Origin of the sequence: Pandoraea sp. E26 (assembly GCF_000681415.1) — a bacterium.
GTDB lineage: Bacteria > Pseudomonadota > Gammaproteobacteria > Burkholderiales > Burkholderiaceae > Pandoraea > Pandoraea pnomenusa.
Genome location: NZ_AYXJ01000009.1, coordinates 193,906 through 207,442, shown reverse-complemented (window position 1 = coordinate 207,442; position 13,537 = coordinate 193,906). Strand labels below are relative to the sequence as shown.

The window sequence follows — 13,537 nt, the reverse complement described above, 5'->3', positions numbered from 1 at the left end:
CTCCGATGGTCTCCCGGTTGCCCGCTTCCTTTTTACGCGCCGGCGTGGCGGCGCTCGACCGTGTTTGCCGCCGCAGGCAGTGGCGCGCCCGCGAGGTGCGCATGCAGGTTCGCGAGCAGCAGGTCGATCTGCGCCTGCAGCGCGGCGGGAGAGCGACCGGAGATGTGCGGTGTGAGCACCACGTTCTCCAGCATGCGCAATGCGGACGGCACGTCGGGCTCGGTCTCGAAGACGTCGAGGGCTGCACCGGCGATCACGCCGTCGCACAGCGCTTCGATCAGGGCTGCGGTATCGACGACGCTGCCGCGCGCCACGTTCACGAGAAAGCCGTCGCGACCGAGCCTTGCGAGCACGTCGGCATCGACAAGGTGATGCGTGGCAGGACCACCGGGGCAGGCAAGCACCAGGAAGTCGCTGGCATCGGCGAGTGCGGCAACGCTCTCGAAGTGATCCCAGCGGCAGTCGGTGCGCGGCGTGCGAGTGTGATAGCCGATGGACATGCCGAAGGCCTGCGCGCGCACGGCGATCGCGTGTCCGATGTTGCCAAGGCCCACGACGCCCAGCCGTGCACCGTTGAGGGTGGGACGCGGGGCGCGGTGCCGGGCCCAGCCTCCGGCTTTCACGGCGCGATCGAGGGTGATGAGTCCGCGCGCGCTTGCGAGCATCAAGGCCAGCGCGTGATCCGCAACCGTCTCGCCGTTGGTGTTGGGGGCATGAGCGACGGCGATGCCGCGCGCGGTGGCCGCGGCCAGATCGACGTTCTCGAAGCCCGCGCCGAAGGCGCACACGAGTTCGAGCCGAGGCAGCGCATCCATTTGCGCGGCGCTCAGTCCGGTCGTGCCATTCGTCAACAGCAGGCGCACGTTCGGCGCGAACGCGATGTCTTCGATCCGAGTTCGATGCGTGTCGACGTCGTGAAGACGAAAGCCTGCGGCCAGCAATTGTTCGCGCGCGGTGGCCTCGAGCGCAATGAAGTTCAGAAGCAGCGGTGCATCGGTCATGGCGGTGTCAATCGTCCCGATCGTTAGGATGGAAAAATTAAATACAAATCAGTTGTTATGTATACATATGCTATGTATTGTATCTTCATATAGCAATCAAAAAGACAGCCGATGGGTGAAAACGCGATCGGCTCCTGCACGGAAGACAAGGAAGACAAGGAGGATGGTGTGACCTGGTTTGGCATCGCAACTTATGAATCGCTGGCGCCGGGGGCGGGCGCCGCCCGCCGCACGGCGCTGGTTCAGCACGGGCGTTTGTACGATCTGGCGGCGGTGCTGCGCGAATCGCATGCCGATGACGCGCTCGCTGTGGCGCAGGACCTGACGTCGGTGATCTCGGATTGGTACGTGCATGGCGAAGCACTGGACGCGGCGGTGCGCCGGGCGCTGGACGCCGGCTTGCCCGCGAAGATCGGCGCGCTCGCCACTGGCGACTATCGCCTGTGCGTGCCGTACCAGCCCGGGCGCATTTTCGCGACCGCGTCGAACTACTACGAGCACGCGGCCGAGATGGGCACCAAGCTTGCGCCGCGCAGCGAGAGCTCGCCGTACATGTTCATGAAAGCCGAGACGAGCGTGACGGCGACGGACACGGAAGTCGTGCTGCCGCCGCACGCCGAGCGGGTCGACTGGGAGGTGGAGCTCGCCGTGGTGATCGGTCGTCCCGGCCGCCACATCCCGGTGGAGCAGGCGCATGAGTGGATCGCCGGTTACACGGTCATCAACGACGTGAGCGCGCGGGATCTGAATCGCCGTACCGACTATCCGTTCACGCACGACTGGTTTCGCGGCAAGAGTTTCGATACCTTCGCTCCTCTGGGGCCCTGGTTCGTGCCGCGCGACGTCATTCGCGATCCCCAGAATCTGCGCATGACGCTGTCGGTCAACGGCGAAACGATGCAGAACGATACGACGGCGGGAATGATCTTCAACATCGCGGAGCAGATCGCCTACCTGTCCGGCATTCTCACGCTCAAACCCGGCGATCTGATCGCCACGGGCACGCCGACCGGCGTGGGCATGGGGCGCGGCGTGTATCTCAAGGCGGGTGACGTGATGGTCGCGGGGATCGAGGGCATTGGCGCCATCGAGAACCGCGTCGTGGCACAGCGCAAATAACAACGGCCGTTCTCGTGGCGGTCAGGAGGAGGCAGCAATGCAGCAGTGGCAGTGGGCAAGGCGCTGGTGGACGGCGCTCGCATTTGTCGGTGCGTTCGGCGCAGCCGGTTCGGGCGCGCTGTGGGCGACGCCGGTCGCCGCGCAGGACAAGGTGAAGTTCAACCTTTCGTGGTTGCCGCAAGGCAGTACCGGCGGCGTGCTCGTCGCGATCAACAAGGGCTACTACCGCGACGTGGGCCTTGAGGTGTCGGCCATCGTCGGGCACGGCGGGCAGCGCACCGTCAACGAGATCGACCAGGGGCTGTTCGAGTTTGGCTACGGCGATCCGATCAGCGTGATGCTCAACCGCGCGCAGGGTGGCAAGACGAAGATGGTCGGCTCGATCAATGCGGTGTGGCCTGGCGCGATCTGCTACCTCGTCAAGCCCGGACGGTCCCTTGCGAAGCCTGCCGATCTCAAGGGCCTGTCGATGGGCGGCGGTGGCGCGTCGCCGCTGCAGAACATCGTGCCGGCCTGGCTCAAGGCCAACGGCCTGGCGCCCACGTCGATCAGGCTGCTGCGACTCGACCCGTCAACGATCAACCCCTCGTTCCTGCAGGGCCGGGTAGACCTGACCGAGTGCTGGGAGGGGGCGAACCTGCCGGTGCTCAAGTCGCTCGCTGCCAGACAGGGGCGCGAGATCGGCTCGCTGCGCTATCGCGACTTCGGGCTCGACATGGTTGGCAACGGCATTGTGACGACCGAAAAGATGATCGAGCAGAAGCCCGATGTCGTGCGCCGCTTCGTGCAGGCGACCTATCGCGGCTATGCCTGGATGCGCGAGCACCCGGACGCGTCGGCCGCCGTGATCGCCTCGCAGTACCCGATGCTCGACAAACAGGTGATGACCGAGCAGATCCGGCAGATGGCCGCGCTGCAGAGCGATCGCGAGACACAGGGTCACAAGCCGGGGTGGTTGCCGGTGCCGCGCATGGAATCGACCGCGAAGTTCGTGCGCGACGCGTTCCATCTGTCCCCGACGCTCAAGGCGACCGATCTTTATACCAATCAGTTCGTCGAATGAGCTCGCGCGTCGAAGCCATACAAGGAGTGGAGATGACAAGCCCCAAACCCAAACTCAATCCCCGGCGTCTCGGCCATCTGGTGCTGGTCGTGCGCGATATCCGGAAATCGGCGCAGTTCTACACCGAGGTGCTCGGACTGACCGTCTCCGACTGGATCGGCGACCAGATGGTGTTCCTGCGTGCCGCGAGCGATCACCATGACCTTGCGCTCTCGCAGATTCCCAAGGACTCGCCGGATATCGACGATCTGCCGCGCTACAGCCGCCCGGGCATGGAGCACTTCTCCTATCTCGTCGACAGCGTCGAGGAGATGGAGCAGGCCGTGGAAGTGCTGCGCGCGCACGACGTGGAGATCGTGCGCGGCATTGGACGGCACGGTCCGGGTGCGAATTACTTCCTCGTGTTCAAGGATCCGGACGGCAACAACGTCGAGCTGTACTGCGAGATGACCCAGATCGACGCCGAGCATCCGTACGAGGCTCGTGTGTGGGAGCGCAACATCGAGAGCTTCGACCGGTTCCGCTTCGAGCGCTTCGTTGTGCCGCCGCCGCCTGGCATGGTCAAGGAAAAGTCGGGCGGCAAGGCCTAGCCGCGCGACCTTTCGGAGGAGACATCGAATGAAACGCATCGCACAGACGATCGTATTTTGGGGCGTGCTGCTCGCCCTGTGGGAATTGGCCGTGACGTACTTCAAGGTGCAGTCGTACCTCATGCCCCCGCCGTCGGCCATCTTTCGCGCGGCCTGGGAAGTCCATCCGCAGATGCTCGCCGATACCTGGGTGACGACGGTGGAAGTCCTGGCCGGCTTCATTGCGGCCGTGGCCGGCGGACTCGTGATCGGGGTGGTCATCAGCTACAGCGCGCTCGCGCGCCGCACGCTGTATCCCCTGGTCACGGCGTTGCAAAGCATGCCGAAAATCGCGCTCGCGCCACTCATGATCGTGTGGTTCGGTTATGGCTTTGCGTCGAAGCTGGCGTCGACCTTCCTGTTCGCGTTCTTCCCGGTCGTGGTCGCCACGATGGGGGGACTTGCGTCGGTCGCGCGCAACCTCGACGAGCACTTCCGCGCGCTGGGCGCGAGCCCATGGGACACGTTCTGGCGGCTCTATCTGCCGGCCGCACTGCCCGCGTTCGCCGACGGTCTGAAGATTGCCATGCCGCTCGCGGTCATCGGTGCGATTGTCGGCGAGTTCATCGGCTCGGAAGAGGGCCTGGGGCACCTGATCGTGTTCGCGTCGGCGGCCGCGCGCACCGACGTCATGTTCGCGGCCATTCTGATGGTGACCTTGCTGGCCGTGGTCTTGTATTGGGCAATCGAGCGTCTGGCCCGGTTTGTCTGGTGGCGGGGGATCAACGTATGAGCAATGCAACGGGTACGGTTGCGCAGTTGCATGCCGCGCGCGCTGCCGATCAGGAGACGCATGACGCTTCGCGGGGGCCTGGCGTTGGTGCAGCGCCCGGTGCGCAAGGCGCGGACACCGTGATCGAGGTACGCCACGTCGACAAGGCCTATGCGGCGAAGCAGCGCAAGGGCGTGCCGGTGCGGATTCTCGACGACGTATCGCTCTCGATTGCCGATCGCGAGTTCGTGTCGATTCTCGGCGCGAGCGGTTGCGGCAAGAGCACGTTGTTGCGCATCGTGGCCGGACTGGTGCCCCACGACGGCGGCGAGGTCCGTGTGGTGGGCCAGCGGGTATCGCGTCCGGTGCCTGACATCGGCGTGGTGTTCCAGACCAGCAACATGCTGCCCTGGCTGACGGTACGGCAGAACCTGCTGCTTGGCACGCGCTTGCGCAAGATCCCGAAGGAGAAGAGCGAGCCGCGGGTACAGGCGTTGCTGGAGATGCTGGGGCTCTCGCAGTTCGCCGAGCATCATCCGCATGAATTGTCGGGCGGCATGCGTCAGCGCGCGTCGATCGGACAGATCCTGGCGCTCGAGCCGAAGGTGCTGCTCATGGACGAACCGTTCGGCGCCCTCGATGCACTCACGCGCGACAACCTGAACGTCGAGCTGCTGCGCATCTGGCAGGAGCACCGGCAGACGGTGCTGCTCGTCACGCACAGTATCGAGGAGGCGGTCTTCCTGTCGGACCGGGTGATCGTGATGTCGGCCCGTCCGGGCAAGGTGCAGCAGGAAGTCGTGATCGATCTTCCGCGTCCGCGCTCGCCGCAGACGATCAAGCAGCATCCGCGCTACGCGGGCTACATCGCGCAGCTCTCGCAATTGATGGGGGTTTATTGATGGCGGCGCAGTGGCAACTGGCGCGGGCGCGAATGCGCGAAATCGGGCCCGTCTGGGCCCAGGACATCGCGGCCGGGCGCCGTGCGGTGATCGACGCCTATACGCCGCTGCTCGCACAGGCCTCGACGCTCGGCTACGTCGTCGAGCGGGATCTGGCCTACGGTCCGCATGTCCGTCACCGCCTCGACATCTACCGGCCGGAGGTGTCGGCGGAGTCGCCCGCGCCGGTCGTCGTGTTCGTTCACGGCGGTGGCTTCGTGCGCGGAGACATGAACGCCAACGCGCAAATCTACGGCAACGTGCCGCGCTATTTTGCCCGTCATGGCTGTATCGCCGTCAACGTGGAGTATCGCCTGGCGCCTGAAGCCCCATTTCCCGGTGGCGCACAGGACGTGGCCGCCGCCGTTCGGTGGGTGCGCGACCATGTGAGCGCATATGCGGGGCAGGGCGGCGCGGACCTGTCGCGCATGCTGTTGATTGGGCATTCGGCCGGCGGATCGCACGTGGCCAGCTACCTTTGCGATCCTCGTGTGCGCCCGGCAATGCCGGAAGTCGCGGGCGCGGTGCTCATCAGTGCGCGCCTGCGCGCCGACGTGTTGCCGGACAATCCGAACGCGCCCGGCGTGGTCGCGTATTACGGTGAGGACCCCCAGCGCTACGGTGCCGACGCGCCGACGGCGCATGTCGATGCCATGCCGGTGCCGGCGATGGTCGTCATCGCGGAGTTCGAGAATCCGCATCTCGACACCTACGCACTCGAGTTCTGCTATCGGCTGGCGTTGCGCGACGGACGCGCGCCGCGCTTCGTACAGGTGCGCGACCACAACCACACATCGATCGTGGCGCATCTCGATACGGGCGATGACTCGCTCGGCAGAGAAATTCTGCAATTCCTGCACGAAATCGATCCGTCGCCCTGATGCAGGTCGTGCCTGTCTGACGTGCAGAGCTGCGTAGTTGTTGCAGCCGCGTGCGGGCAGCGCCGTTCATCTCCCTCTCTCTTCCAGGAACTGTCATGGTCGATCACGAATTGACCGGGGCGTTTGCGCCCGTCGTCACCCCGTTTCACGCGGATTGGACGCCGGATGCCCCCCGTTTTGTCGCACATTGCGAATGGTTGCTCTCGCACGGTGCGGGGCTCGCCCCGTTTGGCACCAACAGCGAAGCCAACTCCCTCGACGCCCACGAGCGCATGACGCTGCTCGACCATCTCGTCGGGCATGGTCTCGACGCCGGTCGCATGTTGCCCGGTACCGGCTGCTGCTCGTTGCCGGAGACTGTCAGGCTCACGCGTCATGCCGTGGCGCATGGCTGTGCCGGCGTGCTCATGCTGCCTCCCTTCTTCTACAAGGGCCTGACGGACGATGGCCTGTACGCGTACTACGCACGGGTGATCGATCAAGTGGCCGATTCTCGCCTGCGCGTGTACCTGTATCACATCCCGGCACTGTCGGGCGTGCCGATCACAATGCCCGTGATCGAACGGCTGATCCGCGATTTTCCGACGACGGTCGTGGGCATCAAGGACAGCTCCGGCGACTGGAATCACCTGAGTGAGATGCTCGACGCGTTTCCTGGCTTCGGCATCTTCCCGGCTTCGGAGTCGCTGGTGTCGCGTGCCTCGGCCAGGGGCGCCAGGGGCTGCATTTCCGCCACGGTCAATATCAATCCACAGGTCATTGCGCGCCTGTGCCGTGAGTGGGCGGGCGGCGGCGGTGCAGCGCTCCAGGCGCAGGCCGACGCGGTGCGCGGCGTCGTGCAGTCGTTTCCGATGATCGCGGCGCTCAAGGCCGTGCTCGCGACGCAGCGCGACGATCCAACCTGGCAACGCGTGCGGGCACCGCTCTCGCTGCTCACGCGCGAACAGCACCAGCGACTGCATGCGCAGTTGGCCGCGTGCGGCTTCACGCTGCCGGGTTGAGCGAACATGCGCGGCGCGTTGCGGTTTCGGGAGTCACGTCGTGGTTTGCCGCGCCGGCGTCCGGTGCGTGCCGACGCACGGCTGCCGGGCATGCTGATCGGCCTGGCGATGGGCATGGGCGTTTGCCAGACCGGTCAGGCGCAGGTGCAAATCTACGGACATCTCACGCCGATGATGGATTGGGTCTCCGTGAGCGGACGACAGGCACCGGCATCGGCCGTGCGTCCGACGCAAGCCCCGGCGGGCGCCGTCAGCGCACCGGCGCTGAGCGGCACGCGCCTGTTGTCGAGCATTTCGTACTTCGGCATGCGCGGCAGGGAGGATCTGGGCGATGGGTACGCCGCGATCTGGCAGATCGAGACCCCGGTGGCCTTCGACGGCAAATCGACCGGCGCCATTGCCGGGCGCAATTCGAACGTCGGCGTCAAGGGCCCGTTCGGCACGGCGTTCATGGGCAACTGGGATACGCCTTATCAGTGGTCGACGCTCGCGGTCGGGTCGCCGGTGCGCAATCCCTATACCGGCGATCTCAGCACGATCCTGAGCAATCCAGGCTTCAACGTGCCGAACACAACCACGCAGTCGGGGCGTGTGAATGGCGCCGCCGACGCCACGTTCAACCGCCGTCAGGGCAACAGCCTCCAGTACTGGACCCCGGAGTGGGCGGGCTTGCAACTGCGATTCTCTTACTCGTTGTCGAACGGTTCGGTGGCCACGCGAGCGGGCGACATCACGCCGCAGGTGTTCGGCGCTGGACTGGAATATGCGAACGGCGGGCTGCGCGTTCGCTACGCATATGAAATGCACAAGGACTACTTCGGGCTGGCGTGGCTCGGCGCCCCGCCGTCGGCGAATCCGTCGAACGTCGGTTCGCGTGCGACGGGCTCGCGCGACGACGCCCACAAGGTCCTGATCGTCTTCACCTACGCGAACACGAAATGGGTCGCGGGCTGGGACCGCCTGACGTATCGCACCAACGACGGCACCGTCGGCAATCTCGATCGCTACCGGCGCGATGCCGTCTACGCGATGGTGCAGCACTGGTTCGGCGGCGGCCGTCACTCGGTGTGGATTGGCGGTGGCTACGCGATGGACGGCGCTTGCTCGCGCACGGGGGGGGCACCGTGCCGCACCGACGGCCTGGGGGCGACGCAAATGAACCTCGGCTACCGCTACGACTTTTCCAAACTTACCGACGTGTACCTCGCGTACTACCAGGTCATCAACCGCGCTTGGGGCGGCTACGGCTTTTCACCGCGTCCGAACTTTGGCACCGGCAACGGCGGTGCGCCGCCGGGTGCGCACTACCGGGGCATCGGTATCGGTATCGAACACAGTTTTTAACGACCACTTATCGAATCACAGGAGACGAACTTGAGTACGACACAACCGGGCTTCGACAGCATTGTCGAGCGAGAAAAGGGGCTGCATCGCGGCCTGAGCAGCGGGCAGTTGTCGATGATCGCCATCGGTGGCGCCATTGGCACCGGCCTTTTTCTGGGAAGCGCGTTCGCGATCGGTTTTGCCGGACCCAGCGTGCTCGTGAGCTACGCCATCGGCGGCGTCATCGCCCTGTTGCTCATGGGTTGCCTGGCCGAAATGACGGTGGCGCATCCGACGTCGGGCTCGTTCGGCGCGTACGCCGAGCACTACATCGGGCCGCTCGCCGGGTTTCTGGTGCGCTATGCCTACTGGTCGTCCATCGTCTTCGCCGTGGGCACCGAAGTCACGGCCATCGCCGTGTACATGAAGTACTGGTTTCCGGAAGTGCCGGGCTGGTACTGGATCGTCGGCTTCTCGGCCGGGCTCATCGCGATCAACGCGGCGAGCGTCAAGGTCTTCGGCGCGGTCGAATATGCGTTCTCGATGCTCAAGATCGTGGCCATCGTGTTGTTCCTCATGCTGGGCGCCTACATCGTGTGGCACGCGCCGCAGGGCAGCGGCATTGGACTGGCGAACTACACCGCGAACGGCGGATTCTTTCCCAAGGGCGCCTGGGGCATGTGGGTGGCCGTGATCGTGTCGATTTTCAGCTATCTGAGCATCGAGATGATCGCGGTGGCCGCGGGCGAGGCGCAGGACCCGCAGCGGGCGATTACGCGCGCCTTTCGCGCCACGATGTTCCGACTGGTGTTCTTCTATCTGCTCACGCTGGCCCTGACGCTGGCGATCGTGCCCTGGAACGCCGCCGGCGAGGACGGCAGCCCCTTCGTCAAGGTGATGGCGGCCACGCACATTCCCGGTGCAGCCGGGGTCATCAATCTGGTGATCCTGGTGGCCGCGCTCTCGGCCATGAACAGCCAGCTCTACATCACCACACGCATGATGTTCAGCCTGTCGCGCGCGGGCTATGCGCCCCGTCGTTTCGGCGAAGTGAGCCGCAACGGTGTTCCTGTCGCGGCGCTCATGCTCTCGACCATCGGTATCGCGCTGGCCGTGGCGCTCAACGTGATGGCGCCGCAGGCGTCGTTCACGCTGATGATGTCGGTATCGATGTTCGGTGCGATGTTCACGTGGCTGATGATCTTCGTCACCCATCTGTATTTCCGACGCGCGCACGACGCAAAGTCCCTGACTTTTCGCATGTGGGGATATCCGTATGCGAGTCTCGCAGGCGCGCTGCTCATGCTTGCCACCCTGGTCACCACCTATTTCACCGGTGCGTTTCGCATGACGTTGGTCTACGGTGTGCCGTTCGTGGTGGCGCTCTCGGTCGTGTACGCGGTGTGGTATCGGCAGCGTGCCGCTGTCGCGACCGCCGGGGCGCGCGGTTCGAGTCGCTGAGTCGGTGAGTCCATCAATGGTCGTCGGGCGGCGAAGCCGAGAGTGGCGCGGCGACGGCTTCAAGCGGTCGCCGTTGCGCTGCAACGCCCCATCGCGCGGCGACGATCGCCGCGCAAAGCATGAGCGTCGCGCCGATCAGATAGCCGATGAACACGTCGGCGCGGCGCTGCGTGTCGATGAGCCAGCCGAAGAGGGCGGGCCCGGCGACGCCGCCAAGCAGCGTGCCGACGGCATAGAACACCGCGATGGCGAGCGCCCGGATCTCGAGCGGAAAGGTCTCGCTGACGGTGAGGTACGCGGAGCTCGCGGCCGCCGAGGCAAAGAAGAAGATGACCGACCACGCCAGCGTTTGCGTGAGCGTGCTCAGCAGACCTTGCGCGAAGCCCCAGCCGCACAGCGCCAGCAGCACGCCGGCGATGGCGTACGTAAGGCTGATCATCACGCGCCGCCCCACCGCGTCGAAGAAGTGGCCGAGCACGATCGGGCCAAGGACGTTGCCGGCCGCGAACGGCAGGAGGTACCAGCCGACGCGCGCCGCGCTCACCCCATAGAAGTCGGTGAGCACCAGCGCATAGGTGAAGAAGATGGCGTTGTAACAAAAGGCCTGCGCGGTCATGAGGGTCAGGCCAACCAGCGAGCGTTGCCGATAGGTGTGAATCAACGTGTGCCAGACCTCGCGAAGCGGCGTGGCCTGCCGCACGCGAAGTCGCAGTCGCGGGCCGTCGGGGTGTGCGAGCGCGTGCCCACGCTTGCGAAGCGACCTTTCGATACCGCCGACGATCGATTCGGCGTCGGACGCGCGTCCGCGAAGGATGAGCCAGCGTGGGCTTTCGGGCACCCACATACGCATTAACAGAATGCCGAGTCCCAATGCGGCGCCGATGAAAAAACACGCGCGCCATCCCCAGTCCGGTGGCAACGTGCCGGGCGCGAGCAGCACGATCGAACCCGCGGCGCCCAGGGCCGCACCCGCCCAGAATGTGCCGTTGATGATCAGGTCCGTCCAGCCGCGTACGCGCGCCGGCGTGAACTCCTGGATCGTCGAGTTGATGGCGGTGTACTCGCCGCCGATGCCTGCGCCTGTCAGGAAACGGAATACGACAAAGCTTGCGAAGCTCCACGAAAAACCGGTGGCGGCGGTGGCGACGACATACAGCAGCAAAGTGATGAAGAAGAGCTTGCGGCGTCCGAGCCGGTCGGTGAGCCAACCGAAGCCGAGCGCACCGAGCACCGCACCGGCGATGTAGGCGCTGCCCGCGAGGCCGACTTGCGCGTTGGTAAGGGCAAGCGCGGGACTGGTTCTGAGGGCACCGGCCACTGCGCCGGCCAGCGTGACTTCAAGGCCGTCGAGCAGCCAGGTGATGCCCAGGGCGATGACGATCAGCGTATGGAATCGTCCCCATGGCAGGCGGTCGAGGCGAGCGGGCAGGTCGGTGTCGACGACGTTCGCCGCTGCGGGACGAAGGGTTCGGTGGGCGTCGGTCGCGTCTGTCGTCTCTGACATCGGGCGGTCGAGAACTCCGGAAATCCCCGTGGTTCATCAATATTTGCTCACCATCTTACTCCGCGACCGCAAGCGCGCGTCGCGGATCACCTCTCACGACGACGCGGAGCCGAGCCGCGCCGGATCGATTTCGAGCGCGGTCCGGCGGCGAATCTCGGCGCGGGCGGCGTCGTCGACTTCGGCGTCATCGCTGCCGGCGGGCGGTGCCGGGTGAGCAACGTCGTTGCGCAGCACCGAAGCGAGCAGGGTGGTCAAGTCGCTGCGCTGCGACATCGCTTGCGGCGTGATGACGTCGCTGACCAGCCGGGCCATCTCGAAGCGCTGCACCTCGGTGGACTGGTCCGCGCTGCGGTGCACCGCGGCGCGGACCGGCAGGCCGTCCCGATAGCCGACCTGGATGTCGGTGTTTGCCGAGTCGTGCACTTTCACGTATTCATAATTCTGCGATTTCGGATCGGTCGTCAGATTCAACGGCACGCCGGCCCAGAGTGATCGGTGATAGCTCGCCGTGAGCGTCGCCTCGGCTTGTTGCGCGACCGTGCGGTTGAGCGTGTCCTTGCCGCCGATATCCGTATGCTGCGAGATCCGGTAATCGAACCCGTCGACTTCCGATGGGCGCAGCGGGTTGGATGCCGAGGTCGTTTGCGAGATCGACGCGCTGAAGTCGGCCAGACCGCTCAGCACGGACTTGTCGGCGCTGCTCAGGGCGATGCGCGGCAAGGCCGGCGCCGGCGGGTAGTGGCCGTTGAGCCCGGTGAAGGCGCCCTTGAACATTTGCATCAGCGAGGCGTCCCCGTTACCGCGTGTCCGGGCGATATCGAACCGGGCGAGCCAGGCGTCGAGCGCCGCGGCCTGTGCTTTCGGGCTGCCGACGGCCTGCATGGACTGCAGGTCGACGTTGACCTCGAATCGGCCGCTCGCGCCGTCGACGTGGACGTTACGTTGCGTCGCGTCGGCGTGGAATGCGATGGTTTGCGCAGATGTCCCGTTGGCGCCGAGCGTCGCCGACAGGTCGACGGACGAGAGTAGGGCGGTGTCGAAGCCGGTGAGCGCGCCGAAATCCACGACGGGCGGCTGCTTGGCCAGGCCATCGACGGCGCGTTGGAAGGCGTCTGCGAGCTTGCCGAGCTGATCGCGCTCGGCATCCGTCAACGTGCCTTTGGTGACGGCGACCTCGGCCGACAGCCCATCGTCGCTGCTGCCCAGACGCACGCTCACCTGTGCGCCTGAGGCGGTCTTGATCGTCAGCGCGAAGCGATTGTCCGCATCGGTCTGGAGTTGCGTGCGCTGCACCGCGAGCGCGTCGGCGGACGGTGCGACGACGGTGCTCGAGCGAAGCACGCTTTGTGAATATGCCGTGGCGCCGCCCGCGATGACATCCAGCAGCTTTCGGCCGAGACTGTCGAGACGGTTGCCCAGCGCATGGGTGCTGGCGTTGCCAGACATCAGCAACGACAGAGGATCCGAAGGCGGTGTCTGCCAATACAACGTCGCACCGTTGGCGACTGGCTGGGTATAGGTTGGCCAGTTGGCAAGGGGCGGCGCAGTCGTGAGCGTGACCCACGTGGATGCGGATGGGCCCGTCGCGACAGGTGGCGCGTCGGCGGCGCTCGCGCTGGCGGCGCGCGAGGCGATTTCCGCGCTTGCCAGCGTTACAGAACGGGAGAGGGCGTTGATGGCCGTCATCGGGGGAGGGCTGTCGTCAAAGACACCAGGTTATCCGCAAGCATCGGCAGGCGTTGCCGAAGGTCTGTAAGGACCGGTAAGGAAGCCAGCGGGTTCATGAGGAATAACGACTCCCGGACGCCAATATTTAGGGCCGCCTCTCATTTTCGGTGGGCGACTCGAATAACGACGGCCTGGCATGGCATTTTGAAACATCAAAAGTTACTTGATTGGACA

The 13,537-nt window shown here is 65.4% G+C and carries 12 protein-coding genes; 9 read left to right on the top strand and 3 right to left on the bottom strand.

The annotated features are described in order from the left end of the window. Positions 1–32 precede the first annotated feature (32 nt). Positions 33–1,001: a 2-hydroxyacid dehydrogenase gene (locus tag W930_RS0106450; protein ID WP_023874416.1), complete on the bottom strand. Its 969-nt coding sequence runs from the start codon at positions 999–1,001 to the stop codon at positions 33–35. 168 nt (positions 1,002–1,169) lie between these two features. Between W930_RS0106450 and W930_RS0106445 the strand changes: the two genes are divergently transcribed. From W930_RS0106445 to W930_RS0106405, 9 genes are all read left to right on the top strand, one after another. Then, complete coding sequence (locus W930_RS0106445; RefSeq protein WP_023874415.1) at positions 1,170–2,120, top strand: fumarylacetoacetate hydrolase family protein; 951 nt, start codon at positions 1,170–1,172, stop codon at positions 2,118–2,120. Between the two features lie 37 nt (positions 2,121–2,157). Next, positions 2,158–3,183, top strand: coding sequence for an ABC transporter substrate-binding protein (locus W930_RS0106440; RefSeq protein ID WP_023874413.1), 1,026 nt, complete (start codon positions 2,158–2,160; stop codon positions 3,181–3,183). Positions 3,184–3,215: 32 nt separating this feature from the next. Then, a complete protein-coding gene (locus W930_RS26385) occupies positions 3,216–3,773 on the top strand; it encodes a VOC family protein (RefSeq protein ID WP_024788786.1) in 558 nt (185 codons plus the stop codon). Positions 3,774–3,801: 28 nt separating this feature from the next. Beyond that, positions 3,802–4,545: an ABC transporter permease gene (locus W930_RS0106430; protein WP_023595888.1), complete on the top strand. Its 744-nt coding sequence runs from the start codon at positions 3,802–3,804 to the stop codon at positions 4,543–4,545. Continuing rightward, on the top strand, positions 4,542–5,426 hold the full coding sequence (locus tag W930_RS26380; protein WP_023874411.1) for an ABC transporter ATP-binding protein: 885 nt from the start codon (positions 4,542–4,544) through the stop codon (positions 5,424–5,426). The genes W930_RS0106430 and W930_RS26380 overlap by 4 nt, the downstream gene beginning before the upstream one ends. 32 nt (positions 5,427–5,458) lie before the next feature. Beyond that, on the top strand, positions 5,459–6,346 hold the full coding sequence (locus W930_RS0106420) for an alpha/beta hydrolase (RefSeq protein ID WP_023874410.1): 888 nt from the start codon (positions 5,459–5,461) through the stop codon (positions 6,344–6,346). 95 nt (positions 6,347–6,441) lie between these two features. Further along, positions 6,442–7,347 (top strand): dihydrodipicolinate synthase family protein, encoded by a 906-nt coding sequence (locus W930_RS0106415; protein WP_023595891.1) that lies wholly within the window; start codon positions 6,442–6,444, stop codon positions 7,345–7,347. Positions 7,348–7,392: 45 nt separating this feature from the next. After that, a complete protein-coding gene (locus W930_RS26375; RefSeq protein WP_023595892.1) occupies positions 7,393–8,691 on the top strand; it encodes a porin in 1,299 nt (432 codons plus the stop codon). A 30-nt stretch (positions 8,692–8,721) separates the two neighbouring features. Further along, on the top strand, positions 8,722–10,131 hold the full coding sequence (locus W930_RS0106405; RefSeq protein WP_023874408.1) for an amino acid permease: 1,410 nt from the start codon (positions 8,722–8,724) through the stop codon (positions 10,129–10,131). A gap of 13 nt (positions 10,132–10,144) precedes the next feature. Here W930_RS0106405 and W930_RS0106400 read toward each other — a convergent pair whose 3' ends face one another. Together W930_RS0106400 and W930_RS26370 are read right to left on the bottom strand one after the other, a co-directional pair. Beyond that, on the bottom strand, positions 10,145–11,635 hold the full coding sequence (locus tag W930_RS0106400; RefSeq protein WP_023874407.1) for an MFS transporter: 1,491 nt from the start codon (positions 11,633–11,635) through the stop codon (positions 10,145–10,147). Between the two features lie 93 nt (positions 11,636–11,728). Then, positions 11,729–13,321, bottom strand: a complete 1,593-nt coding sequence (locus W930_RS26370) for a hypothetical protein (RefSeq protein ID WP_023874406.1) — start codon at positions 13,319–13,321, stop codon at positions 11,729–11,731. Between the last annotated feature and the right edge of the window lie 216 nt (positions 13,322–13,537).

Coding starts and splice junctions, on each gene's coding strand:
- W930_RS0106415 (WP_023595891.1), top strand. CDS start 6,442: ATGGTCGATCACGAATTGACCGGGGCGTTTGCGCCCGTCGTCACCCCG.
- W930_RS0106420 (WP_023874410.1), top strand. CDS start 5,459: ATGCGCGAAATCGGGCCCGTCTGGGCCCAGGACATCGCGGCCGGGCGC.
- W930_RS0106430 (WP_023595888.1), top strand. CDS start 3,802: ATGAAACGCATCGCACAGACGATCGTATTTTGGGGCGTGCTGCTCGCC.
- W930_RS0106400 (WP_023874407.1), bottom strand. CDS start 11,635: ATGTCAGAGACGACAGACGCGACCGACGCCCACCGAACCCTTCGTCCC.
- W930_RS26385 (WP_024788786.1), top strand. CDS start 3,216: ATGACAAGCCCCAAACCCAAACTCAATCCCCGGCGTCTCGGCCATCTG.
- W930_RS26380 (WP_023874411.1), top strand. CDS start 4,542: ATGAGCAATGCAACGGGTACGGTTGCGCAGTTGCATGCCGCGCGCGCT.
- W930_RS0106450 (WP_023874416.1), bottom strand. CDS start 1,001: ATGACCGATGCACCGCTGCTTCTGAACTTCATTGCGCTCGAGGCCACC.
- W930_RS0106440 (WP_023874413.1), top strand. CDS start 2,158: ATGCAGCAGTGGCAGTGGGCAAGGCGCTGGTGGACGGCGCTCGCATTT.
- W930_RS26370 (WP_023874406.1), bottom strand. CDS start 13,321: ATGACGGCCATCAACGCCCTCTCCCGTTCTGTAACGCTGGCAAGCGCG.